Below are 24,524 nucleotides of genomic sequence, written 5' to 3'. Positions count from 1 at the left end.
GGCGGCTTGACCTGAGTTACCGCTTGGCTCTCAAATGAGGGCATCGCCCAAACTGTTGAGAGCCATGCCCGTTTCCCTGTTTTCCAGCCAAGTTCACGCCGGTCTCTTTTCCGATGACGAACTCCTTCCGCTGCTCGATGATGCCGGCGACGTCGCGCAAATGGTCCGCTTCGAGCAGGCTTTGGCCGTTGTACAAGGACGTCTTGGAATCATTCCCGCAGACGCGGCAAACACCATCGACCGGCAATTGCAGGATGCGGCGATGGAGCCAGAGGGCCTTGCCGAGGGAACCCGGTCGGCAGGCGTACCTGTTCCAGCACTTGTCGCAACATTGCGAAAGATCACCGGTGAAGATGCCGGTAAATGGCTCCACTGGGGGGCAACCAGCCAGGACGTCATCGACACCGCTCAGATGCTACAGGCGAAGGCGTGCCTGGATATCCTGGAAGCGCGGCTCGACCGATTGATCGACACGCTGGAAACGCGCAGCAATCAAAATGCGGAGCAACTGCTTGCCGGCCGCACCCGCAGCCAGGTGTCAACGCCGGTCACGCTTGGATACCGGATCGCGCAATGGGCGCAGCCACTGATCGATGCGAAAAACGATCTAGCTGCGCTCAGAGCGTCTGCCTTGCGGGTCCAGTTCGGCGGCGCCTCCGGTGTGAACAGCGCCATCGCGCCGGACGGAACCCTGGTAGCGCGGGCCCTCGCAGCCGAACTCGGTCTTGAAGACGGGCCGTCCTGGCATGTGAACCGGACGCCCCTTCTGCACCTTGCAGCGTGGCTTCAGCGCGTTTCCACCGCGCTTGCAAAGATGGCCGGCGATCTCATTGTTATGGGGCGCACCGACATTGCAGAAGTCTCGAGCGGAACTGGTGGCGGCTCGTCGACCATGCCCCAAAAATCCAATCCGGTTCAGGCGGAAACCATCCTTGTTTTGAACCAGATAGCCAATCTTTCTCAAAGCGGACTTGCAGCAGCTTCAGATCCACTTGAAGAGCGGGACGGAACGAAATGGCCGCTGGAGTGGATGATGCTGCCCCAGGCGTTCATGGCTGCGGGGTCGGCCCTTCGCCATGCTCAAGCGCTTTCGGACAGCATGCACACGAACGCTAAGCATCTCGACGCCACCGTGGCTGCCAATCCGGAACTCATGGCCGAAACCGCAAGTTTCGTGCTGGCAAAGGCCGGACTGCCGAGGGCCGAAGCGAAAGACCTCGTTGCGAGAGCCGCCAGTGACAGCGCACCGTTCGCAGAGGCTCTCAATAAACTCAGTCCTCTCAAGATCGACTGGCAGACGGCGCTTGATCCGCGCCTGGTCATCGAGCCTTGCCGGGAAATGTCCCGAAGGATATTTGCCAGGCGCACCACTGGACGCGATTGACCTGATATCGGTCGGGCTACCGCAAGACCTGTGGCAACCAGAGGGTGATTGCAGGGAAACTCACCAGAAGGACCACCCGGACGATCTCAGCTCCGAAGAACGGGGCGACGCCCTTGAAGGTCTCGATCATCGGCGTGTCGCGTGCGAGCGATGAGATCACGAAGACGTTCATGCCGACCGGTGGCGTGATCAGGCCGAGTTCCACCACAATCAGGGCCAGGATCCCGAACCAGATTTTCAGGTCTTCGGTGCTCATGCCGAACCCGGCGCCATCCGCTCCCTGGTAGATGCCACCGTTGATTTCGACCAGAACCGGCCAGAAAAACGGGATGACAAGCAGGATCATGGACAGGCTGTCCATAAGGCAACCGAGGAAGATCAGAGCGATCAGCAAAATGATCAGGACCGTCATCGGCTCCAGGCCGGAGCCGGCAATCCAGGCTGCTGTTTCCTGCGGCAAGCCGACCCGCGACATGAAGATCTTGAGAAGCTCAGCCCCCAGGATGATCAGGTAGATCATGCCGGATGTTGCGGCTGTTTCCTTGAGCGCGGACACAAAGTCGCTGCGTGACAGATTTCTTTGAACGAGGCCGAAAAAGAGAACCAGAAACACCCCGACTGCGGCAGCGGGTGTCGGATTGAAGAAGCCAAAATAGATGCCGCCGATCACCAGACCGAAGATCACCAGAACCGGGATCATTCCGACAGTCGCTTCGACGAATTCTGTTTTGTCGGCAACACCGCCCTTAGGGCCCGCCGCCGGTTTGATCGCGACGTAGACTGCAATCGTCAGCAGGAACAGAACAACAGCCAAAAGTCCTGGCAGGAACGCTGCCATGAACATCGTGACAATGTTTGCTTCCACGATGACGGCGTAAATGATCAACACGACGGAAGGCGGGATGAGAATGCCGAGCACACCGCCTGCAGCCAGCGTTCCAGTCGCAAGCGCGCCGGAATAATTGTAGCGGCGCAGCTCGGGCAGCGCGACTTTGCCCATGGTCGAGGCCGTTGCCAGCGACGACCCGCAAACAGCTCCGAACCCGGCGCATCCGGCAATCGCGGCCATCGCCGTGCCGCCGCGCAGCCAGCCGAGCCAGGCATTCGCGCCCCTGAACAAGGCCTGGCTGAGACCGGTCTTGGACGCGATCGCCCCCATCAGGACGAACATCGGCACGACCGAAAGATCGTAGATGGAAAACTGACCATAGGCCAAGGTCTTGAGCTGGCTGAGGACGAGCGCCGGACCGTTCAGCATCATCGTGCCGACGCCGCCAACGAGGATCATCGCATAGGCGATCGGGATCCGGATCGCGATCAGGAAGACCAGCACGGCGAGCGCGCCCAGGCCGAGGACGAGTGCATCTGTCATAGTCCGGTTATCCTCTCGACAGATCTTCCACGTCGCGCAGCAAGGTGACGATTGCCGCCAATGCCAGCAGTGCAAGCGAAATCAGGATCGGGATGAAGGCGAGCCAGTGCGGCACTTGCAGGATTGTTGTTGTGTAGTCGTATTCCCTCTGGTCGAGCATGCCGAAATACATGCGCCAGATCAGCAGAATGGCAAAGCCAAGAGCGGTCAAAGAGCCCAACAGCGTGAAAAAGGCGATCACGCGTTTGGGGGCGCTCGATGTAAAGATATCGGCAGAAACATTGGCACCGACGAGCTGGCAATAGGGCAGAAAGCAAAAGACTGCGACCGCCACGCCCATTTCCGTCAACTCAAAGTCGCCTGGAAAAGGTTTTCCAAAGATCGATCCGATGATCGATACCATGTTCACGGCGACCACCAGCAGCAGCAATATGCCACCAATGAGCGCCCAGCTCGTGATCAGGTGCCTGGCAGCTCCGGCAAGACCGGAGCTGCTTTCTTGTGTTTCAGCCGACATCAGTTGGACGCGTTATTGGCGACGGCCGCCTTGGCTTTTTCGACCAGCGCGTTGCCGTCGATGCCCTTTTCGGAGACCTCATCCACCCAACGGTCGACGACCGGTGCGAGCGCTTCGTTGAAGGCCGCGGTTTCCTCAGGTGACAGGGTGATGTGCGTGTTGCCGGCCTTGGTCGCCAGACCGATGCCGAAGTCGTCGGCGCCTGCCCAGATGTTGCCGACTTCGGCGGCCCAGGTTTCATCGGAAGCGTCGCGGAAAGCCTGCTTCACGTCATCCGGCAGGCTGTCCCAGCGCGCCTTGTTCATTGAGACCTGGAACACGGTGGTGCCGAAACGTTCCTTGTCAGCGCCTTCGATCTGATACTTGGTCTGCTCCTGGATCTTCAGCGGCGGAATGATCTCCCAGGGGATCATCGCACCGTCAATGACACCTTTCTGCAGCGCAGTCGGCAGTTCGGGCACAGGCATTGCGACCGGTGAGGCGCCAAGCGCTTCGATCACCCAGGCGCCCGTGCGGGTCGGAATGCGAATTTTCTTGCCCTCAAGATCCGATGGTGACCGTACTTCGGACTCGGTCATATGGATGCCCTGGCCAGCGTGAACGTGCAGGAACATGACTTCGACACCCTTGTAATCGTCCTTCAGGTCGCTATCGAAAAGTTCCTTCAAGGCAAGGTTTGTTGCCGCGGTATCGTTTTTGTGGACCCCGGGCAGTTCGAATACTTCCGAGCGTGGAAAGAGGCCGGGCGTATAGCCGTTCACGGTCCAGACAAGATCCACGACCCCGTCGCGCACCTGGTTGATCAGCTCCGGCGGACGGCCGCCGAGCGTCATCGCCGGATAGATTTCGATAGAAACCTTGCCGCCGGAATTCTCTTCCACGCGCTTGGCCCAGGGAACCAGCATCTGAGCATGTGCCGGTGCCTTTTCGCCGATGAAATGGTGCAGCTTGAATTCGTGATCCGCTGCCGCGGCGAATGTCGTGCCCGTCATTGCAAAAACAGCAGCGAGTGCGGCATTCTTTAAGTTGAACATGTTTCCTCCTCCAGAAAGTGTTGTGACGCCTGGCTCTCAGGTTCTTTTTTAGGTTGAATTGAAAGTCGACCTGCTCCGCTTGCCTTGGGTCCGTACCCTAGTTCGTCAACAATCGAAAACAACCATTCTTCCGTTGGTCAAGCAAGAATGCAAACGGGTTGCCCGCAGCTTTCAGCACGTCTCTGGGCGTTATCATCATTGATAAAATTGGTAATGTAAATTGAGATATCAGACCATTTAGTTTCCAAATTCAGAAACTAAAGGCAATCCGTGCGCAGTCCACCAGTTTCCCTAGAAGAGTGCGGGGATTGATGGGTCAGCGTTTGACGACAGGCAGCCGTCCCGGCACTGTGGGGGCATGCAACGTGCCGTTCTGACATCGAAAATCCGTTTGCGCCAGTTGCGCTGCTTCGTGGTCGTCGCGCGCAAGAAAAGCTTCGTTCAGGCCGCTGAAGAGCTTGGGCTGACACAACCTGCCGTCAGCCGCAGCGTTCGGGAACTTGAGCAGGTTATCGGCCACAACCTGTTCGACCGGTCCCAGCGGGGCGCCCAGCTCACGAGCCGGGGGCGTGCCCTGATGGAGGCAGCGGAGCTTGGTCTATTGCAGATCAGCCAGGGTATCCAGGAGGCCACAACAGAAGTGGATCTCACGGAAACAATCCGGGTCGGCGCACTTCCCAATGTCTGTTCCCAGTTTCTTCCGGGCGTAATCAGGGATTTCAAGGCCGCCTTTCCGGACGTTACCGTGAGTGTCATTCCAGGTCCCAATGCCGACCTGCTGAGCGATCTCCGGAGCGGAAAAGTCGACATCGTCATCGGTCGCCTGTCGACCGGGGACGCCATGCGCGGTCTGGTGTTCGAGGCGCTCTTCGACGAGCCGCTTGTGTTTGTTGTCGGACAAAGCCACGTGCTCGCATCGGGAAACGCCACGCTCGAGGACGTGCTGGAATATCCGCTGATGTTGCCGCCACCAGGCACAATCATCCGGCAGGAAGTCGATCGATTCCTGGCCAGCCAGGGTGTCGTGAAACTTCGAAACGTTATCGAGACGACGTCCTCTGAGTTTCAAAGGGCGTATTTGCAATGCACGGACTGCGTTGCAGCCGTTCCGCGCGGTGTGGTGCAACAGGACCTGGAACGCGGCGCGCTCATCCAGCTCCCGTTCGGAGAACAGGAACTGACTGGTCCGGTCGGATTGACAACCAATCCAGAGATCGGCCGCAGTCAGGCCCTTTCGGAGCTGCTCACACGGATCCGGCAAAGGCCATAACATACCAAAATTGGTATTCACTTGGCGTATCTTTGCATTTTTTACAACAAAATCGGCATGTTACGGTGATGTATCGATCGGTACAGGGAGGACATCATCGTGCTTGATCTGAGAAAAGTTATCGCCGCAGCCATCTTCGCCACAGCAGCATCGGCCGCAAATGCCAATACTTTGAGCCTTGAAGGTGGTGGCGCAGCTTCGCTGACCGGAATTGTCCCGCAAACCTATGCTCAATTCACATCGTCTGCCGGGCAAGACCTGCAAGTTGTGTTGGGCCAAACGCTGACCCGATCCGCCCTGAAGCTTGCTGCGGGCAAGGTCGATATTGCCGTTGTGCCGCCCCCCGCCTTCCGGGCCATGAGCAAGGGTGTCGGTCCCTATGCAAAGCAGGGTGAACAGGCGGCCAAACTGTCGGAAAACGTTCGTGCGTTGTTTGCCTTCCCGGGCGGTACGTTCCACGCAATCACCTGGGCCGACAGCGGCATTGACGACTGGACCGGCCTTGCTGGAAAACGGGTCTATATCGGCCCGCCGGCCGGCGCTGCCAGCGCCCAGATGCGCGGTTTGGTCGAACAGGCCTCCGGAGGCTTGAAGGCCGGTGACGATTACGAAGGCATACGTGCACCCTGGGGTGCTGCGCAGCAATCCTTCCAGGACGGACAATACGATGTCTATATCGCCTCCGCTGCCGTCGGGTCCCAGGCACTCAACGAGCTCAGCCTCCAGCGCGAGATCCGCATTCTGGGCGTGCCGGATGAGGTCCGCGGAACGGACGGCTGGTCGGGACTTCTGGAGACCGGCGCTTTGACGGAAAGTACAGTTCCGGCAAAGACCTATGCCGGCGTCGTCAATGGCGATGAGGATCTGGTCACCGTGGCGACCTCGATGATGATGTCGGTGAACAAGTCCATGGACGACGACACGGCCTACGCACTGACCAAGGCGTATTGGGACAATCTCGACGCCATGAAGAACTCCAACGCGCTGATGCAGTCGATCAATCCCGACCTGCCACTGGCCGGCGTCAATGCACCGCTTCATCCAGGCGCTGTACGCTACTATCAGGAAGCCGGGATCGAGATCCCCGCAGAGCTGATGCCTTAACGCATCCCGCAGATCGCCGCGCCCCCGACAACCGGGCGCGGCAGCCTCACGCGACTTTCGAACCACCTCATCGTTCCAGCTCAGGGAGGAGCGGACCATGTCCGGTGCCAACGAACATGCCATTCGTCCGACAGGATACCTTGTTTTCATCATCGGGCTTGTGATCGCAATTGCCGGTTTGCTGAACGTCCTGCCGACATACAATGTGCTGCCCCGCATTGGCCCCTTTCCGGTCGAATGGTTCCGCCCATTGTTCTTCTGGCTGTGCGTTCTTTGTTTCCTGGCGGCCGATGCCGATATGCGTCTGAAGGCGCGCAGACTGAGCTGGCTTCATCTCATTGCCTATGCCGTCGCATTCTGTGCGATCACATATGCCTGTTACGATTACTGGCACGTCGGCAAGATCATCGCTGAAAGCGTCATGTTCTTTGGTGCGAGAGAGGCCACGATCGCCTTCGTCGCGGCAATCATCTCCATCTGGGCCTGCGCGATCCTGTGGGGCACGCCGATCGCAATTCTCGGCGGCCTGGCGCTCCTTTACCTAGCAACAGGACAATACTGGCCCGGTCCGTTCCAGACGGCACCGTCTGACTTCTATGACACGATTTCAGCAAATATCTGGTACAACAGCGACCAGGGTATTCTCGGCTCGATCATGGGTGTCGTGCTGACCACCGTCCTGCCCTTCATCATTCTCGGCGCCATTCTGGAAGGGTGTGGTGCGGGCGGGTCGATGATCCGCATCTCCTTCCATCTCATGAAACGCTTCAAAGGTGGCCCCGCATATGCCGCGATCCTTGCCTCTGCATTGTTCGGCACGGTGTCCGGCTCGGCCGTCGCCAACGTGGTCGGTACCGGAGTTGTGACCATTCCGATGATCCGCAAGCGTGGGTTTTCGCCGAATTTCGCTGGTGCTGTCGAGGCCTCGGCCTCAACGGGCGGCCAGATTCTGCCCCCGATCATGGGAGCTGCTGCGCTTGTCATGGCCGATATTGTTGGCGTGAGTTATCTCACGGTGGTTCTGGCCGTGATCATTCCTGCCCTCGCCTATTACCTCAGCCTGTTTCTGGCCGTCTATTTCGAGGCGCAGAAGCTCGGCATCGAAGCCGTCACCGTCGACGACGGCGTCCCGGCGCCGACCGCACAGGACTGGCTGAACCTGATCCTGGTTTTCGGCCCGATCTTCATCATCGTGTGGCTGCTGGTTTCGGGTCTCTCGGCCGCCGGCGCGTCCATTGCAGCAATCCTGCTGCTGGTGCCGCTGAGCTTTATCAATCCGGACATCAGAAAGGCACCTGGACGGCTGATCGGCGCATTGGCTGATGGCGGCAAAACCGTCGGTCAACTGGCCATCGCGATCGCCATTGTCGGCATCGTCGTCTCGACCTTGTCCGCAACCGGGATCCCGACCAAGTTCGCCGTGCTTCTCGCCACCATGTCTAACACCTCGCTGCTGTTTGCTCTGCTGATCGCGGCCCTCGGCTGCATCATCCTCGGAATGGGCATGCCGACGCTTCCAGCTTACATCGCCATCATTTCCGTGATGGGCCCGACGCTGCAGGGCTTTGGCATGGAGCTGTTGAGCGCGCACATGTTCGTGTTCTTCTTCGGTGTTGCCGCGGGTATCACACCGCCGGTTGCCATCACCGCCTATGCCGCCGCGTCGGTCTCCGGCGGCAAACCGATCGGGACCGCGATCGAGGCGACCCGGATCGGGGCGATGATCTTCCTCGTGCCGTTCGCCTTTGCCTTTGACGACGCGATCCTGCTCGGTACCGGCGAAACAGCGCTCTTGCCGGTTCTAACCGCCATCGTCTTCCTCACGGCCTCACTTTACCTGTGTGCCAGCGCTCTGATCGGTCACGACCGGGTGCGCCTCAGCGCTGTGGAACGGTTGATCCGCCTTGCCGCTGCTCTAGCGCTGCTGTCACCGGATCTGTGGAGCGAAGTCGCGGGCCTTGCCGTTGGCGCCGTCCTTGTCGGGAGGCATCTCCTCTTTCAACGCCGTGAACCCAAAGGTGCAGCATGACCAAGCGCCCGAGTTTCGTCCTGTTCATCACCGACCAGCACCGCGCGGACTTTCTCGGCTGCTATGGTCACCCTGTGCTCAAGACGCCGAATATTGACCGCATGGCAGCGTCCGGGACCGTGTTCGACCGATTTTACGTTGCAAGTCCGGTGTGCATGCCGAACCGCGCCAGCCTGATGACCTGCCGCATGCCGGCAAATCACGGGGTGCGCTACAACGGAATTCCGCTGGCGGAGCGCAATGTCACCTTCGTCGATCTGTTGCGCGACGCTGGCTACAAGACTGCGCTTGTGGGCAAGAGCCATCTCAGAACGTTTACCGGCGTTCCGCCCACGCAGAATATTCCACCGGCGCGGCGCGGCTATTACCGCGCCAACGGGCCGCTTGCCGAGGCTGTGCGCCATGACCTGATGGACCCGATCTACCGCGTCGAGGAGCCGGACTTCTGGGCGGGGCCGCAGCCGCGCGTTCCGACCCCGTTTTACGGGTTTGATCACGTTGATCTCGTCACCGGTCACGGGGATCATATCGGCGGCGATTACACGGCCTGGCTGCTGGAGCGCGCGCCCGACGCGGCACAACTCATCGGCGCAGATAATCAACTTCCACACAGTTACACGTGCCCGCAAGCCGTGCGTACCGCCGTTCCTGAAGAGCTCTATTCAACAAGGTACATCGCCGAGCGCGCCGTCGACTTCATCAATGCGCAAAAGGACAGCGACCAGCCGTTTTTCCTGATGGTCAGCTGGCCGGATCCCCACCATCCGTTCAATCCGCCCGGACGCTATTGGGATATGTATGACCCCGAAGACATGCCGGTGCCCGAGGCCTTTCAGCGCAACAACTGGACACCACCGCCACACGTCACCGGTGTCTTGAAGCGCCGGAACGACGGCAAGGCAAATCTTCAGGGCATGAATGCCATCGGTTGCAGTGCTCGCGAAGCCCAGGAAGCGCAAGCCTTGACCTGCGGCATGATCACGATGATCGACGACTCGGTCGGCGACGTTCAGTCCGCTCTGAGCAATGCCAGCCTGCAGGAAGACACCGTGACTATCTTCACTTCAGATCACGGCGATCACCTGGGCGATCACCGCCTTCTCTTCAAGGGAGCGGAGCAGTACGAGCAGATCACGCGCGTTCCCTTCATCTGGTCGGATCCGCAGGCAAATGCTACAGGCCGCACGAACCAGATTGGCCAGACCCAGGACATAGGCACAACTGTCCTGGAGCGTGCCCGGATCGAACCGGCCTGGGGAATGCAGGGACGGGATCTTTTCGGGTCAAAGCAGCGCCCGGTGGCCTTCATCCAATATGCTCATCAGAACAAGATGGACGAGCTCGGTGTCCCGCCGCAAATCCACTCGGTGCGCGATCACAGATACCGTCTTTCCGTCCTGCACGGAATGGATTGGGGTGAGCTCTATGACCTTCAGGAGGACCCGGGTGAGTTCCACAATCTTTGGAGCGATCCCGCTTCAAGCGGGCCCAAGCAAAGGCTCCTGGAATTGCTTGTCCGCGCCGAAATTGCCCATGTCGATCAGACGCCGATGCCAACATCGCGGGCATGAAAGCGGCTTGCCCAGAAAGACTTGCATCTGAAACGCAACAAGGGCTTTCCCGATTTGGGAAAGCCCTTGCTAGGAGCGCAGTCGCTTAGGCAGCTCGCAGCCGGTTGAGGAAACTGTCGATCTTCTGATCGAGATCCTCGGCCTGGTTGGAAAGCTGCTCGGCAGCTGTCAGGACTTCGCTGGCAGCGTCACCCGTTTTCTGTACAGAGGACTGAACCACCGAAATATTGTTGGCAACATCCTGCGTTCCGACCGCAGCTTCCTGTGCGTTTCTCGAAATTTCCTGTGTCGAGGAATTCTGCTGCTGAATGGCAGAGGCGATGGACGAGGATGTCTCGGAAATCTGTGTGATCACGTTGCGGATCTCGTCGATCGACAGAACCGAACTGTTGGTAGCCGATTGCATCGCATTGACCTGCTCCTCGATATCGCTGGTCGCCTTTGCCGTCTGGCTTGCAAGCGATTTGACTTCCGAGGCGACAACCGCAAAGCCCTTGCCTGCCTCACCTGCCCGCGCTGCCTCGATAGTCGCGTTGAGAGCCAGCAGATTTGTCTGTTCGGCGATGTCGTTGATCATGCTGACGACCGTGCCGACATTCTGTGCCATGTCGGCCAGAGCCTTCATCGTGTCGGTTGCCTCGCCGCTGGTCTTTTCGGCATTCGACGCAACGTCGAGCGCTGTATCTACCTGCCGGCTGATTTCCGCAATGGAACTCGACATTTCCTCGGATGCCGCGGCCACGGTCTGCACATTTGCAGAAGCCTCTTCCGTCGCACCGGCAACGGAGGTCGACTTGTGGTTCGCATCGTCGGAGATCTGAGCCATGTTCTGTGCGGTGTCGCGCATCTGAACGGCTGCCCCGGCGATCGATTGAACCACGGCCTTCACTGCGTCTTCCAGATCGTCGGCCATCTGGATCTGGGCCTGCCGCTTCTCTTCGGCGCTGCGCAGTTCCGCTTCCTTCTGCTCGGCTTCGAGCTGTTCCTTGGCAATGGCATTGTCCTTGAACACCTGGACCGCACCGGCCATGTCGCCGATTTCGTCCTTGCGGTCGGCTCCGGGCACTTCGGTTGATGTGTCGCCCGACGCCAGGCGCTTCATGGCCGCCGTCATGGCGTTCAACGGGTTGGCAATGCCTGCCCCGATCAACCAGGCCAGAAGGCCACTGATCATCAGCGCAAAGGCGGTGCAGGCGATCAAAACAGTGTTGGTCGTTGAAACGGTGCCTTCCTTCGCCGCGAGCCGCTTGGTCATGAGGGCCCGTTCCTCGGACTGGAAGTCAGCCATCACAGCACGGAACGCGTCGAAATACGTCTTGCCCCGCGCCTCGCCGACGAGATCCGCCATATCGTCCATGGTCCTGGCATCGCCGATCTGACGCCGCAGTGCGATGGTCGGTTCCGTGACTTCCGCCTGCCACTCTTCCAGCGTGGTCTTGATTTCACCAAGCAGCTCGACCTGCGGCGGGTTATCGCTCACCGTTTTCTGAAGACCCGCGACGGAGGCGTAGAATTTCTCCGCACCGTTGGTGTAAGGCGCCAGAAATTCCTCCTTGCCGGCCAGCAGATATCCGCGCATTCCCGTTTCCATGTCCACGGCATGCGAAAGTATCGCGTTGGCCTCTCCGATGACCTTGTAGGTGTGAGCAACCCAGGCTTCATTGTCGACCATCTGTTTCAGCGCGGCGGCACTGGAAGCCTCGGCTGCGACGGCCTTTGCCTTGCGTTCCTCGATCAATTCGCTTTCGATCGCGGCGAATTCCGCCATTGTCTTGCGAAACTGGTCGAAATAGGCCTTGCCTTCCTTTTTCTGAATTTTCTCAATGACATCGGAGAGCGGACGGACGTTGGCGGATACGTGACGGCGCATGCCAATGACGGGTTCTGCGATCCGGATCAACCACTCCGTCATCTGGTTTTCCGCGTTCTGTAGGCGCTCAACTTGCGGAGGATTGTCACTGACAGTTTGTTTCAAGGCATCAATTTCATCAAAGAGAGAGTCAAGACCTCTGCTATAGGGCTCAAGAAATTCGTCATCGCCGCTGATCAGAAAGCCGCGCATGCCGGTTTCCATGTCCACACCATGGGCAACAATCCGCGACGCGGCGGCGAGGACTTTGTTTGTGTGTTCCACCCAATCCATGGCGGAAACGAGCTCCAACTTGGCTTCACCCACCATGGTTTTCGCGTCAGTGAACTCCTTGCGGCGCTGTTTGAGGAGTGTTTCCTCGCGCGAGATGAAGGTTGCGATCTTTTTACGAAAACCATCGAAATAGGTCTTGCCGCGCGCTTCGCCGACCAGTTTCGCCATGTCGTTCATCGTCTTCGCGTCGCCGATCTGCCGGCGCAGTTCAATCGTCGGCTCTGTCACGTCGGCCTGCCAGTCCAGCAGAATGGTCTTCGCTTCGTCCAGCCGCTCAACCTGGGCTGGATTGTCGCTGACGGTCTGTTGGAGCGTTTCGATCGCACTATACGTGCTTTCTTCGCCCTGCCGGTAGGGATCAAGAAACTCTTCCTGTCCGGCAAGCAGGTAGCCGCGCATACCGGTTTCCATATTTACCGCGGATGACACAATGCCCGAAGCCTCGGACAAGACGTTATGCGTGTGCTGCACCCATTTGTCCGTCTGCACGATGCGCCCGATCGACAAGTATGCGGTGACACTCAAAACAACCAACAACCCAATGGGAAAGGCAAATCCGATAAATACTTTCGATTTTGTCTTGATGTTCTGAAGGCGCATTTTTTTCTCCGATTCGAAGCACCGTCCAAGCGTGTTCTGTCAAATTGCGCCTAATAGTTTAAGGTGGTGTAAACCTTTAATTTCACTTATTAAATAAATACAACCACAGGACTGATCTGTGGCTGCACGCCTCACATTTTGAAGATCAATTCTAGGAATATTTGACAGTGATTTTGCACGGCGCCACGTCGAATTTACAAACAGCGCCAAGTCGCATGATTATTTTTTCTGAGTCATATCAGAGTCTTGCAGCACCTACACATCGAGCACCCGCAAAGCGAGCAAAAAAACTGCAAAGGCGAGTGAAAAAGGACTCGCTAATTCGCTGATGGAAGCGTGTTTTACCTCAAAAAAGTTGCACCAACCCGAAAGAGGACAGCAAACCGAAGTTGGTTTCTTCGCTGTCCGTTTGGTTACCTAAACCAACAGAGCATCAATCTCCGCCGCTACCGCATCAGCAGCACCTTCCCAAGTGGGACCGATCGCGGTGACGACCCGTTTGACGCTTGGGTACCAAATGCTCTCGCTCCCGGTCCCGGCCCAGTACCACTCATGATTTTTCTGCAGCAGTGCCACACCTTTGCGCCCAAGCGCGCCTGCAATATGAAGCGGAATTCCGTCCGGACCGACAATCAGATCCAGACAGTCAATCAAATCGACAAGATCTTCCAGGCCGCCCAATGCGACGCCGGCATCCATGGCTTCAGGCCAGGTGCGCAACTGATGGCGGGCATCGTCAAACTGGAGGCTAACCGGAACGACGTCTTTTCCGGCAAAGGCCGCTTTCAGATGATCGATCATCAATCCGGGTGCTCTTTCCTGCCAGAACACGCCAACAAGAGGCCCACGCCCGCTTGGCAAGGCATTGCGCCATTCGGCTACTCGAGTGCTCGGCGCAAGGTACGGATTGAAGGCGGCAACTTCTGGCGCGAAAAGGCAAGTCCGGGCAGCCAGATCAGCCAGCAGTTCGTTGCTTTGATCCTGTAGATCCCGACGATCAGCTGTCCGACCGATCTGAGCCGCTGACGTCAATCGGCCCCAAATTCCTTCCAAAGGGCTCTTCGAAACCATCGAGATGGGATCTTTTTGCGCCCAGCTATTTGCAAACCGCATCAGCACGATTTCGTCGAGAAGCGGCGTCCGCTCCGGCAGCTCAACAACGATCGGCGGCGTAGGAGCTTTCGCTTCAAGGCCGCGCCGTGCCGTCCAGGATCGCCAAGCCTCTTCTGACCGGCCAAGGGCGTGGAGCGCTTCCTCATAGAGGCTTTGCACCATGTCTTCCGACGCCGTTTTGTCCGGAAGTTTCAGATACATGTCGACAATTTCTTGCCAGGCGCCGGCCTGCTTCAAGACCTTCAGGAACGCCGCGATGCGCATCTGATCGTTCGGTGCCTTGCGCAGCCATTTCGCGGTATCCGACAACGCCTGTGCAGTTTGCCCGCGCGCTATTGCAATCTCGGCGCAAACAAGGACCACCGGTGTGAAGTCGGCAAGGCGGGCTTTGAACCGATCCATCAGCTTTTCAGCTTCACTCGGAGCGCCGGCGGCAAGATATACCTTTGCGAGCGTAACCGCGACTTCCGGGTCCTGGGGCGACAGGAGGTGTGCTCTCTTTGCCAGCTCGCCGGCGCGATCAAATTCACCCAGCAGGCAACTCAATTGGGCAAGCCCGGCGAGCGCACCTACGTGGCCCGGATCAACATCGAGCGCTTTTTCAAAAGAAGCCTTGGCTTCCGATATCTTTTGGTGGGCAAGAAGAAATCCTGCTCCGGCAGCCAGCACGTTGGCATCTCCAGGAGCTAGTTTTGTTGCCTTCGTCAGCCAACTGGCCGCCTCAGTTGCCTCTCCCGACTGACTGCGTATCTGCGCCAGCAGAAGGATCGGGGGAAGGTAGTCGGATCTTTCCGCATGCGCCGTCTCAAGGTGGACGACTGCGTCGTTGATGCGGTTTTCAAGCAACGCGACATTCGCGAGATTTGTCTGAACCACTGCATCGGAAGGGCTGCGTTCATAAGCGGACTGCAGCAGAGCTTTTGCTTTCTGCAGGTCCCCGGACTTGATGAGCAAAGCAGACTTACCGACAAGTGCCCGTATTTCCGCAGGATGGCTTTCAAGCACCTGATCCAGCAGAAACTCCGCGTCCTCCAGCTTGCCCTTTTCAATCAGATCTTCAGCGGCGTCACATTTCTCTGAAACCGTAAGGTTCATTTTCTTCTTCCCGAAGACGAAACGCCAGGGTCTGAACCCTAGCCGATGATCTGCAGTCCGGTTGCAAGCTTCACCGCTGCCTTTGACAGCTTCACACCATCTGCCTCGCACTTGATGGCATCATTGGTTTCAATTTCGATGAGGTTCCGAGACATATCGATGGTCGTGCTGTCGATTTTCAACTCCTGGACCTCAACATCGATCTTTCTGTATCCCATTTCTATGCCGCCGGCACTCAAGCTGAGCGTACCGACCGAAATATCGACCAGCAGGTTGATCGATATGTTCACCGCAAGAGACAACTCAATCGTTCCTGCGATGTTGAACGTAAACTTGCCGCCATAATATTCTTCGGTCGTCCACCCTCCAAAACGGCTGTGGGTCGTTCCAGTGGTAACGTCGATCGCATCGGCGAAGTTGGTTTCCCAGAGACCTTCGCTGGAAATCTTGGCGTAGTGACTGCTTCCGACGGCGAGCTTGACGCCACTGTCACTTTCAATGTCGACCTTGTTGTCGGACTTCAAGCGAATGTCTTTTGAGTTGCTCGGCTGAATGTCGGTGTAGCTGCCGGTCGAGATCGTGAAGCCTTCGCCGGTATGACGGCTCACTCCGGTTGTGTTGACGTCATTTGTTCCGGATATCGTGGTCGTGTTGTTGCCCTCGATCTTCCTTGTGACGTTGCCCTGGACATGGTGGTCAAGATTGGAGACGAATTGCTGGTAGGCATCTTCGTTGACAGTGAAGAACAGTCCTCCCGTCGTCTGAATAAGAACGCCCCTTGCCGCGCTGGTCAGGTTTGTCGGCGACCGGTCACCTTCTTCGGAGGCTTCATACTGCCCGATCCTCAGAAAGCTGCTGTTAGCCTTCGTCAGTGAGGACACGGCCAGGGCAGAACTGCCGGGATCGGGGATCAGAACTGTGGCGTTGAGTTCTTCACCCACATTGCTTTGCGTGACCACGTAGTCAGCATCATCTACGGTTGACATGCCGGTCTCCTTTTGAACTTGCCCAAGGCTTCCCTGCAATTCTCATTATTCAAGACAGTACCAAGACGGAAACTTGGCTCGGTGTCAGCGTCATGCCGACGATGTTGGTCGAATTTTGCATCGTGGTATCGGTGAGCCGTGTTGCCGGCGCCACGCCGTAAAACGTCTTGAACGAACTCGTGAGGTGGCGGCTCGGGCCGATAAAGGTTCCCGATGCCACTCCCATGCCGACGCCCGCTTCATCGCCGCTCGTTATGACGCTGCTCGTCAGAAGATTGTGCGCGGGAGCACCGCTGAGAAAGACGGTGAGCACGTTCGGAACTGCGGTGGTCGAAAGAGCAACATTGACAAAGGGCGTCGGTACGGGACCGGCCGGTGTAACCACGTTGCAGACATCGACGATGCCAAGGCTCATGCTTCCAAGCTGATTAATGGCAAACACAGTCTTCTCCTTTAATCGGCCAACGCGACTTTGCGGGGATCGTAGATCTCGCAGATCAGCCGCAAATCATCGGTTTGTCGTATTGATCCGTGCGCGCCGGTCATCACGGTCGAGTTGACGCTCGCATTGTGGAAGTCAGTCATGTGCATTGCCGCCCGAGACATGTCCGCACCATCCAGGTTGCTGTTTGAAAAACTGCTCATGTTGAGATCACCGCCGGTGAAAACAGTCCCGCGGCAATCCGCCTGATCGAACAGGGCCTTTGCGCAAAGACTTCCCGTAAGGTCAGCCTGCCGGAGGTCGCTCCCAGTGAAATTGGCCATTTCAAGCTTGGCTCCGGCGAACACAGCCTGCTGCAAATCCGCGTCGCAGAAAAGCGCCATATCGGCGATCGCTTCGGCAAATGAAGCACCTTGCAACTTGCTTCCAACCAATACGCTTCCCGTGAGATCTGACCGTTCGAAGCGGCAGCCGTCGAGTGCCGTTTCGACGAACCCGCATTGCGTGACCGGGGTGTCGGAGAAGTCCATCGACGTCAGGTCACACTTGATGAACATCGCTGCCTGGAGCATGACGTCTGCGAATGTGGCAGTGGAGAAGTCCATACCGACCAGCACTGCGGATTCAATGAGAGCGTCGCTGAAGTTCGTGTTCGTTGCAGTGCATTCGACCATCGAAGAATTCAACAGCGCGGCACCGCTCAAGTCCGCACCTTCCAGATCTGCGGCGACAAACTGGCAGCTTATGCAATTGGCCCCGGCCAGATTGCTGCTTTTCGCCGATGTTTCCAGGAACGATACCTTTTCGAACCAGCAGCCACCCATGCAGGCCCGGTCGAGGGTTGATTTCAGGAAAACGGCTTGTTCGGTCTTGATGTCGTCGAAACGCGCATCCTGGAGATTGCATTCTGTAAACAAACACTTGGAGATGTCTGCTCCGGTCAGGTTCGCACCGGAAAAATCAGAGCGCAAAAACACTGCTCCGGCGAGATTCCACCCGGACAGGTCACAGCCCGAGAAATCCGCTTCCAGGATCGGCTCGCCATACCGAATGAAGTCCGCAAGGGTCTCGAGTGTGATCATGGCCGCGCTTCCATGTTGGTGAGCTGCAAATTCGAATGGGAGAAATCTGCAAAGGCGATCGACGCTTCAGAAAGATCTGTGCGGAAGAAATTCGCCGAGCGAAAATTGCTCTGTGTCAGATCGGCCCCCCGAAAGCTCGCTTCGCGGAGGTTGGCGCCGAAAAGATCTGCCTGCTTGACCCTTGAAAAGGCGAACACGCTGCCTTTTAAGGAGGACAGCCGCATGTCGGCCAGCTCAAGATCCGTGCCAGCCAGGTTACAACCGTCAAAAACTGCCTGAAGAAACGCGGTTTCCCGCATTACGGCATCCTGAAAGCCGCACTTGACCGCGTCGACATTTGAGAAATTCGACTTGGACATGTCGGTCGCGCCGAACCAGCCACATTCATCAAGATTGGCATTCGCCATGGTGGAATTTCGGAAGGCGACATCGGCGAACGATACTTTTTTCAGTTCGGCCCTCGTCCAGTCCGAATGGTTGAGTTGGCTCGACAAGAAACTCGTGTGCGTAAGATTTGCCCCATCGGCCTTGAGGCCGTTCAGGTCCGAGGTCGCAATTGAGCAATCCTTCATTGTGACGCCGGAAAAGCGTGCATTGGGGAACTTGCATTCGACGAAGGTACAGTTCTCGAAACTTGCGCCGGAAAAATCACAATCCGAGAAATCCGCTCTTATGATGGTCGCGTCCCTGAATGTCGCTTGTTTGAAAGTCGCTCTTGCTGCCTGAACGTTCGACAGACTGGCTTGTGAAAAGTCGGAACGGGAAAAATCAGCGTCAGTAAGGCGCGCACCGGTCAAGGCTGCACTCTCACAGACCGCTCTGTGCAAGACTGCCCCGGAAAGATCACTGTTTTCCAGGAAACCGCCCTTGAGGTCCGCGTCTTCCAGCGACAAATCAACAAGTGACGCGCCGGCGGCGTCCCGGCCAGCCAACGCGCCTCCCTGCTCGAGATGCGACCTGACGAATGCGCCCAGCAACTCGGCGGCTTGGGGTCCTATCGGTTCCAGTGGGGCGATCGCTTGCGCAGCGGTTCTTCTTGCAGTTGCGAGCGCGTCCTCAAGATTTTCTTCCGCGTCTGCCAGTTGATCCTTTGCAGCCGTCAATGACGTGGCGGCCGTTTCACCTTTTGCTCCGGTGCCTGCAAGAGCAGACTTCAGCATTTCGGAGGGCTGCGCATCTTCCTCATCAGCCAATCCGGGAAAGGCGTGGCTGAGATAATCGTCCAAACCCGTCGCTTCGCTGGTTTCCTGCGCGGAAGACGTCGCCTCGTCGTCCTCAGGCGTACTGTCGACGCCGCTAAAATCAACCGGAAGCAAATCCGCTGAAGGGGGCGTCGGGCCATCGGAACTTTTGCCGATCATATCTTTCGCAACCGACAAGAGCCCTGCAGACGGTTCGTTTAAGAACCGGGCCTTGGCTTTTTCGAACGCCACTTGCGGATCCTGCTCCTCGGGAGCCGATTGATCGGACTTTGGAGCCGCTTCGAAGTCTGCCAGCATTTTGTCGAGGGTGTCTTGCGGAAGGAGATCTTCAAATGCCGGCAGGAAACCTTGTTCGGTGTCAGTGGTCTGGCTCAGTTTTTCGATGTCGCTCTCGTCAGCTTGAGGCAAAACGGGCGGTTTCAGGCCAAGCTGGCGAACAACACCGAGGATTTCTGCGTTTGCCAATCCGGACTTCAGTTCAGCTTCTCGCCGCAGATCCTCGGCATCGGACATCAGCCGCGCGATATCGACGTCGCCGCGTGCAATATCCTCGGTGCTGGGCAGCAGGATCGGTTTCAGGTCCGGCTCGTCGACGGCAGGCACGAGAGAAGACGGCAGACCGTGATCGCCAAAGTGGCGTTCAAGACGCCACTGGCGGCCTTCCGTCCATTTTTCCAGGCGGGTTTGCGCTTCAGCGATCCTGTCCTGCTCCCGCCGTTCGATTTCTTCCGGATCTTCCTCGTGCGACAGCTGGCCGTCGGCCAGAAGGTATTTGTGCCCTTCGTCCGGGTCGCTGCGAAGATCGAAAACACCCTGGTAGTAGCTGGTTGGCCTCGGGGCATCCTTGAGCCGCTCATAGGCAACCATGACCGCGCTGATATCGCGGCCGTCCAGGTCCGAGACTTCGAGCATGCCCCGATTAACGACAACGCCCTTCATCTGTGAGCCGAAGACCCAGACCGTGTCGGTGCGCATCTGGATTTCCGTCAGCTGCACCTCTTCAGCGCCAAGGGTCACGAAGGCGCGCGCGCGAATACCGGGCAAGTGAGTTTGCAGATCCGGAACGCTCGCAGACATGCCGACAACCCTGACAGCCTCGTCGCCCGCGTAGAAGGACTGGCGGCGTTGTTCCAGGGGCGCAGACATGAAAAAACGCGGGTCGAAATCGGTAGGCCAGTCCGGCATTTGCTGGTCGACCCAGGCCTTGTTGAATGATCCGGCAAGCGAAAGGCGCGCCGGATCGTCCAGGGCGATCGGACCAACAAGCGCAGGTGCCGGACGGTCGCCGATCGACTTGATCTCAGATCCGGCGAGTTCCACGTTTGGCAGCGGGAGGCGCGGTATACTCGCATTCAACTCAGCCGCATGTGCCCCCTGCCCGACCGGATTTGGCACAAACCCTTCGCCACCAAACGCGCGGTCCGGCGTCAGAGGCATTTCCGTAAACGGATCAGGCTCTGAAAAGACAGGATCGTCTCCGTCGGTTTCCCAGTGCCTGTCACCAAAAACGGACAGATACCGGCTTTGCTCGCCAACGGTCACACCAACATGCATTGCCTTGACGGGGTCTTGCGACATCGCGCTGCCGGCAATTAGGAATTCACCAAATGGCTTCGGGTAGGCCGCGTCGAACACGGTCCCCTTGGGCAATTCCTCGGCCACCATGGGCCACATCGCCGTTTCGGCCAGAATGTCACCCGGATCGCGCAGATCAAACAGCGTGAAGGTCGAGACGATGAAAAGCCCCGCGCTATTGTGCGGCATTGTTTTGGTCATCAGACCAAGACGTTGGGGTTTTATGACGCGCATTCACCAGACCTCGGTTTGCGGCAACGACAACGAGGCTGATCCACTTTCAACGAAGCGGCATCAGCCCATGGTTATGCGCTTGCCGTCCATGCGCACATCTTCTTTGGCAACGATGATCGATGATCCTGCCTGCGTAATCGACACCGTCTCGGCCTGCGACTGAATTGCGCCTGCCTTGAGCTGATCCGTGTCGCTGACAGTGTCGATGCGGTTCTTGGCACGCGTCGACGACACATCGTAAGTTGCCAGCAACTTACCGGCCTGACTGACGATCTCCTGCATTGATGTCATGAGCCTTTGGCCGACAAGGGCAATGCGGCTGCCGGACATCAGGATATTCTCAAATTTAAATCCGAGTTGTCTGCCGGAGGCTTCCAGCCGGTCTTCCGCTTCCAGTTTGAGACTGCCGGCAGAAAGCACGGCTTCTTGTGGTGATCCGTCTGTTCGCGAGAGATCCAGCGTCAGCGTCGAGCTGTCCTTTTCGGGTCGGAGCAACACATCGGTTACAAAAACACCCTCATTGGTCTCCAGCAGCGCGACCACATCGTCAATCTCGGGTTTGACAAGACAAGATACCGCTCTCGACGCCGAGAGGGCTTTGCCGGCTGAGCGGATTTCGAAAAAGGCCCCGTCCTGGTCGATTATTTTTCCTGTTGATCGCTCAACAGTTGTCTCCATGACCGTTGGCGTAAAGCCGTGTGCAACGTGGTTGTCAGCGGTATCGTGTGGGGCTGCAAAAGCCTGGGATTTGTTCTGTCGTTCCAATTTATCCTCCGCGCTCCTACCAACCCTGATTTATTCACACTTGATACAACTAATTACTCACTTATTCTTGTCGATATCAGACATTATTTCAGAAATTCTAAATGAAAATCAGAATATTTCTGAATATTTCCGCCCACACTTTACGATTCTCTTAAGGCTATATTAGTCCACTCCCATTTCACGATAGAATCGCGTGAGAATTTCTTAGCCAGATATTATGTTATGTCACTGATACCGAAATACAAGCAGGGTTTCCCAACTTCTTTTGCACTCGGTTAAAATGTCATTTGCACATCATGCGTTCACGCCCACAAGGGCATGTGTCGTAACGTCAATCAGCGATGAATTTCGACTATTGGACTGGCGCAATCCGCTGCAACGAAGCCCGCCGGGTCAGGACAAGCCGCCGAATAAAGGCGATGATGAAAACCGCAGTCATAATGAGAATAATGGTCGGCGCCGGCGCGCTGTCCAGAAAGAAGCTGGCATAGGTTCCCGCGAGCATTGAGGCCATGCAGACGAGGACGGAAACCCAAAGCATGGTGCCGAACGTGCGCACTAGCAAAAAGGCGATGGCTCCGGGGGCAATCAGGAGGCCAATTGCGAGGATCAGACCGACGGCTGACAAGGTCGCAACGATGGTTAGCGACAAGGCCGCCAAAAGACCATAATGCAGTAAGTTGACAGGCAACCCTGACGCCTGTGCCTGGGCCGCGTCAAAACTGTGCAGGACCAAGTCCTTCCATTTCAGAACCAGCGCGCACCCCACAACAGCGGCGATGATCCCGGCGGTCAGAAGATCGCTGGCTCCGACACCGAGCATGTTTCCGAAAAGGATATGGTCGAGATGAGCGTTGGTCTCAACGGCAACATAAAGAACGATGCCGAGGCCAAACATGCCTGAAAAGACCACCCCCATTACCGTGTCCTGTTTCACCCGGCTGTTGCCCGCAAGATAACCGGTCGCAAGCGCGCACAGCATCCCGGCGGCAAAGGCACCGATCAGGAGCGGAATACCAAAGATGTAGGCGAGCACAACGCCTGGAAGGATGGCGTGGCTGACCGCGTCGCCCATCAGTGCCCAGCCCTTCATGACCAGGAAGCAGGACAAGAGTGCAGTCGGAACGGAGACGATGATGCAGATCAGGAAGGCGTTCTGCATGAACGGAAATTTGAAGGGGAGAAGGAGCGTGTCGAGTTCCATCAGACCGTCTCCCCCTTGTCCGCACGGACGGCAGTCAGATCAGTCGGCGCAGTCGCATCTAGGGGTCTGTTTCGCAGCGCTGCGGCTGCCTTGCGGCGGGCCGCCAGAAGGCCGTGTTTGGGGGCAAGCAGAAAGACAAACAGAAAGATCAGCGTCTGCAAGGTGACGATGATACCGCCAGTCGCACCATCCAGAAAGTAGCTGATATAGGCGCCGGTGAAGCTTGTCAGTGCGCCAATCGCCACGGAAAGCGCGATAAGCCGTGGAAAGCGGTCGCACAAAAGATAGGCGGTTGCGCCGGGCGTGACCACCATTGCGATCACCAGAAACGCGCCTACCGTCTGCATCGCCGCAACGACGGAGGCGGAGAGCAAAACGAAGAAAATCGCTTTCAGCAGACCGGGATTGAGACCAATGGAGCGCGCATGGTTCTCGTCGAAGAAGGTCACCATAAGGTCCTTCCATTTCGCCAGCAGAACCGCCAGGGAAACGAAACCGATGATGGCAAGTTGAAGCGTGTCTTCCGGCGTGATCGCCAATATATTGCCCATGGTGATGGTCTGGATGGAAACGGACGCCGGGCTGACCGAAATAATGAACAGCCCGAGCCCGAAAAAGGACGTGAAAATCAGGCCGATGATCACATCGGCCTTGAGACCCGAGCGTTCAGACAGAAACAGCATTGTGCCTGCGGCAAGGCCGCCGGCAATGAAAGCCCCGAGCGCGAACGGCAGGCCCAGGATATAGGCGCCCGCAACACCCGGAACGACGGAGTGGGACAGGGCGTCGCCAATCAGCGACCAACCCTTCAGCATCAGGTAGGCTGAGAGGAACGCGCAGACCCCGCCGACCAGTGCCGATACCCACATGGCAGTCACCATGTAGTTGTAGGCAAAGGGCTCCAGTAGGACGCTCATTGCTGACCGCGCTCGGTGGTCTGAACCTCGTCGCCATATTGAACGAACGGGCGTTCATCGTCGGTGAGGATCGTCACCTTGCGCTGGTCGCCATCAGTGTGCAGCGTCTCGTCGGAAATGGTGAAATGGCGCAGCACACCGCCAAAGGCCTGCTCCAGGTTCTCGCGGGTAAAGGTCGTCTGCGTCGCCCCATAGGCAAGGACAGTCCCTTTAACAAGCACCGTCCGGTCGCAGAATTCGGGAACCGAACCCAGGTTGTGGGTGGAGACCAGCATCACCCTGCCCTCGTCACGCAACTCCTTTAACAGCGCAACGATCTGCTCCTCCGTCTTGACGTCCACACCGGTGAAGGGTTCGTCAAGAAGGATAACCTGCCCGTCTTGCGCCAGCGCGCGGGCCAGAAAGACGCGCTTTCGCTGACCGCCGGAGAGTTCTCCGATCTGGCGGTGACGGTAGTCCTGCATATTGACCCGGCGGAGTGCCTGATTGACCGCGTCGTGATCAGCCTGTTTCGGGCGCCTTAAAAAACCCATGTGGCCATACCTGCCCATCATGACGACATCTTCAACCAGAACCGGGAAGGACCAGTCGACTTCCTCGGACTGCGGCACATAGGCGACGAGGTTCTTGCGCAGGGCGTCGCGAACAGGAAGGTCCAGAATGCGGATGGTGCCTCTGGCAGCCGGGACGAACCCCATGATTGCCTTGAACAGGGTCGATTTTCCCGCCCCGTTGACCCCAACCAGCGCCGTCACTGTGCCGCGGGGAATGGCAAAGCTCGCATTCCAAAGCGCCGTATGACCGTTGCGATAGGTGACGGTCACGTCCTCAGCGGATAGTCCGCCTGTTTCCGCGGTCACGATCGCGGGCGCATCCATCTCCGGG

At 57.7% G+C, this 24,524-nt stretch carries 18 protein-coding genes; 5 read left to right on the top strand and 13 right to left on the bottom strand.

The window, feature by feature from the left end:
• The first annotated feature begins 64 nt into the window (after positions 1-64).
• Entirely contained in the window at positions 65-1,384 is a 1,320-nt protein-coding gene (locus RBB47_RS04065; RefSeq protein WP_305984465.1) for a lyase family protein, read from the top strand.
• Between the two features lie 16 nt (positions 1,385-1,400).
• Here RBB47_RS04065 and RBB47_RS04060 read toward each other — a convergent pair whose 3' ends face one another.
• From RBB47_RS04060 to RBB47_RS04050, 3 genes are read right to left on the bottom strand one after another with little or no spacing between them, the layout of a single operon-like run.
• Positions 1,401-2,756, bottom strand: coding sequence for a TRAP transporter large permease (locus RBB47_RS04060; RefSeq protein ID WP_305984464.1), 1,356 nt, complete (start codon positions 2,754-2,756; stop codon positions 1,401-1,403).
• Between the two features lie 7 nt (positions 2,757-2,763).
• Positions 2,764-3,273: a TRAP transporter small permease gene (locus RBB47_RS04055; RefSeq protein ID WP_305984463.1), complete on the bottom strand. Its 510-nt coding sequence runs from the start codon at positions 3,271-3,273 to the stop codon at positions 2,764-2,766.
• Entirely contained in the window at positions 3,273-4,307 is a 1,035-nt protein-coding gene (locus tag RBB47_RS04050; RefSeq protein WP_305984462.1) for a TRAP transporter substrate-binding protein, read from the bottom strand. The genes RBB47_RS04055 and RBB47_RS04050 overlap by 1 nt, the downstream gene beginning before the upstream one ends.
• 358 nt (positions 4,308-4,665) lie before the next feature.
• Between RBB47_RS04050 and RBB47_RS04045 the strand changes: the two genes are divergently transcribed.
• From RBB47_RS04045 to RBB47_RS04030, 4 genes are all read left to right on the top strand, one after another.
• Positions 4,666-5,577, top strand: a complete 912-nt coding sequence (locus tag RBB47_RS04045; RefSeq protein ID WP_305984461.1) for a LysR substrate-binding domain-containing protein — start codon at positions 4,666-4,668, stop codon at positions 5,575-5,577.
• Positions 5,578-5,676: 99 nt separating this feature from the next.
• Positions 5,677-6,681 (top strand): TAXI family TRAP transporter solute-binding subunit, encoded by a 1,005-nt coding sequence (locus tag RBB47_RS04040; RefSeq protein ID WP_305984460.1) that lies wholly within the window; start codon positions 5,677-5,679, stop codon positions 6,679-6,681.
• 97 nt (positions 6,682-6,778) lie between these two features.
• Positions 6,779-8,710 carry a TRAP transporter fused permease subunit gene (locus RBB47_RS04035; RefSeq protein WP_305984459.1) on the top strand — a complete coding sequence of 644 codons (1,932 nt, stop codon included), beginning with the start codon at positions 6,779-6,781 and terminating at the stop codon, positions 8,708-8,710.
• The gene (locus tag RBB47_RS04030) at positions 8,707-10,281 is read left to right on the top strand and encodes a sulfatase (protein ID WP_305984458.1); all 1,575 of its coding nucleotides are present in this window, start codon (positions 8,707-8,709) and stop codon (positions 10,279-10,281) included. Before RBB47_RS04035 ends, RBB47_RS04030 begins: the two co-directional genes overlap by 4 nt.
• A gap of 85 nt (positions 10,282-10,366) precedes the next feature.
• On the opposite strand, the gene RBB47_RS04025 is transcribed toward RBB47_RS04030, so the two are convergent.
• The 10 genes from RBB47_RS04025 to RBB47_RS03980 form a co-directional block, all read right to left on the bottom strand.
• Positions 10,367-13,024, bottom strand: a complete 2,658-nt coding sequence (locus RBB47_RS04025) for a methyl-accepting chemotaxis protein (protein WP_305984457.1) — start codon at positions 13,022-13,024, stop codon at positions 10,367-10,369.
• A gap of 417 nt (positions 13,025-13,441) precedes the next feature.
• Entirely contained in the window at positions 13,442-15,232 is a 1,791-nt protein-coding gene (locus RBB47_RS04020) for a tetratricopeptide repeat protein (protein WP_305984456.1), read from the bottom strand.
• Positions 15,233-15,270: 38 nt separating this feature from the next.
• Positions 15,271-16,218 carry a hypothetical protein gene (locus RBB47_RS04015; RefSeq protein WP_305984455.1) on the bottom strand — a complete coding sequence of 316 codons (948 nt, stop codon included), beginning with the start codon at positions 16,216-16,218 and terminating at the stop codon, positions 15,271-15,273.
• Between the two features lie 49 nt (positions 16,219-16,267).
• Positions 16,268-16,660: a DUF4150 domain-containing protein gene (locus tag RBB47_RS04010; RefSeq protein WP_305984454.1), complete on the bottom strand. Its 393-nt coding sequence runs from the start codon at positions 16,658-16,660 to the stop codon at positions 16,268-16,270.
• An 11-nt stretch (positions 16,661-16,671) separates the two neighbouring features.
• Entirely contained in the window at positions 16,672-17,742 is a 1,071-nt protein-coding gene (locus RBB47_RS04005; RefSeq protein ID WP_305984453.1) for a pentapeptide repeat-containing protein, read from the bottom strand.
• On the bottom strand, positions 17,739-20,708 hold the full coding sequence (locus tag RBB47_RS04000; RefSeq protein WP_305984452.1) for a DUF2169 domain-containing protein: 2,970 nt from the start codon (positions 20,706-20,708) through the stop codon (positions 17,739-17,741). The genes RBB47_RS04005 and RBB47_RS04000 overlap by 4 nt, the downstream gene beginning before the upstream one ends.
• A gap of 105 nt (positions 20,709-20,813) precedes the next feature.
• On the bottom strand, positions 20,814-21,518 hold the full coding sequence (locus tag RBB47_RS03995) for a DUF3540 domain-containing protein (protein ID WP_305984451.1): 705 nt from the start codon (positions 21,516-21,518) through the stop codon (positions 20,814-20,816).
• A 352-nt stretch (positions 21,519-21,870) separates the two neighbouring features.
• Complete coding sequence (locus tag RBB47_RS03990; RefSeq protein WP_305984450.1) at positions 21,871-22,722, bottom strand: metal ABC transporter permease; 852 nt, start codon at positions 22,720-22,722, stop codon at positions 21,871-21,873.
• Entirely contained in the window at positions 22,722-23,639 is a 918-nt protein-coding gene (locus RBB47_RS03985) for a metal ABC transporter permease (protein WP_305984449.1), read from the bottom strand. Before RBB47_RS03985 ends, RBB47_RS03990 begins: the two co-directional genes overlap by 1 nt.
• Complete coding sequence (locus tag RBB47_RS03980; RefSeq protein ID WP_305984448.1) at positions 23,636-24,517, bottom strand: manganese/iron ABC transporter ATP-binding protein; 882 nt, start codon at positions 24,515-24,517, stop codon at positions 23,636-23,638. Before RBB47_RS03980 ends, RBB47_RS03985 begins: the two co-directional genes overlap by 4 nt.
• Positions 24,518-24,524 lie beyond the last annotated feature (7 nt).

Source organism: Roseibium sp. MMSF_3544, assembly GCF_030732845.1.
Taxonomy (GTDB): domain Bacteria; phylum Pseudomonadota; class Alphaproteobacteria; order Rhizobiales; family Stappiaceae; genus Roseibium.
This window is presented reverse-complemented; position numbering and strand designations above follow the sequence as displayed.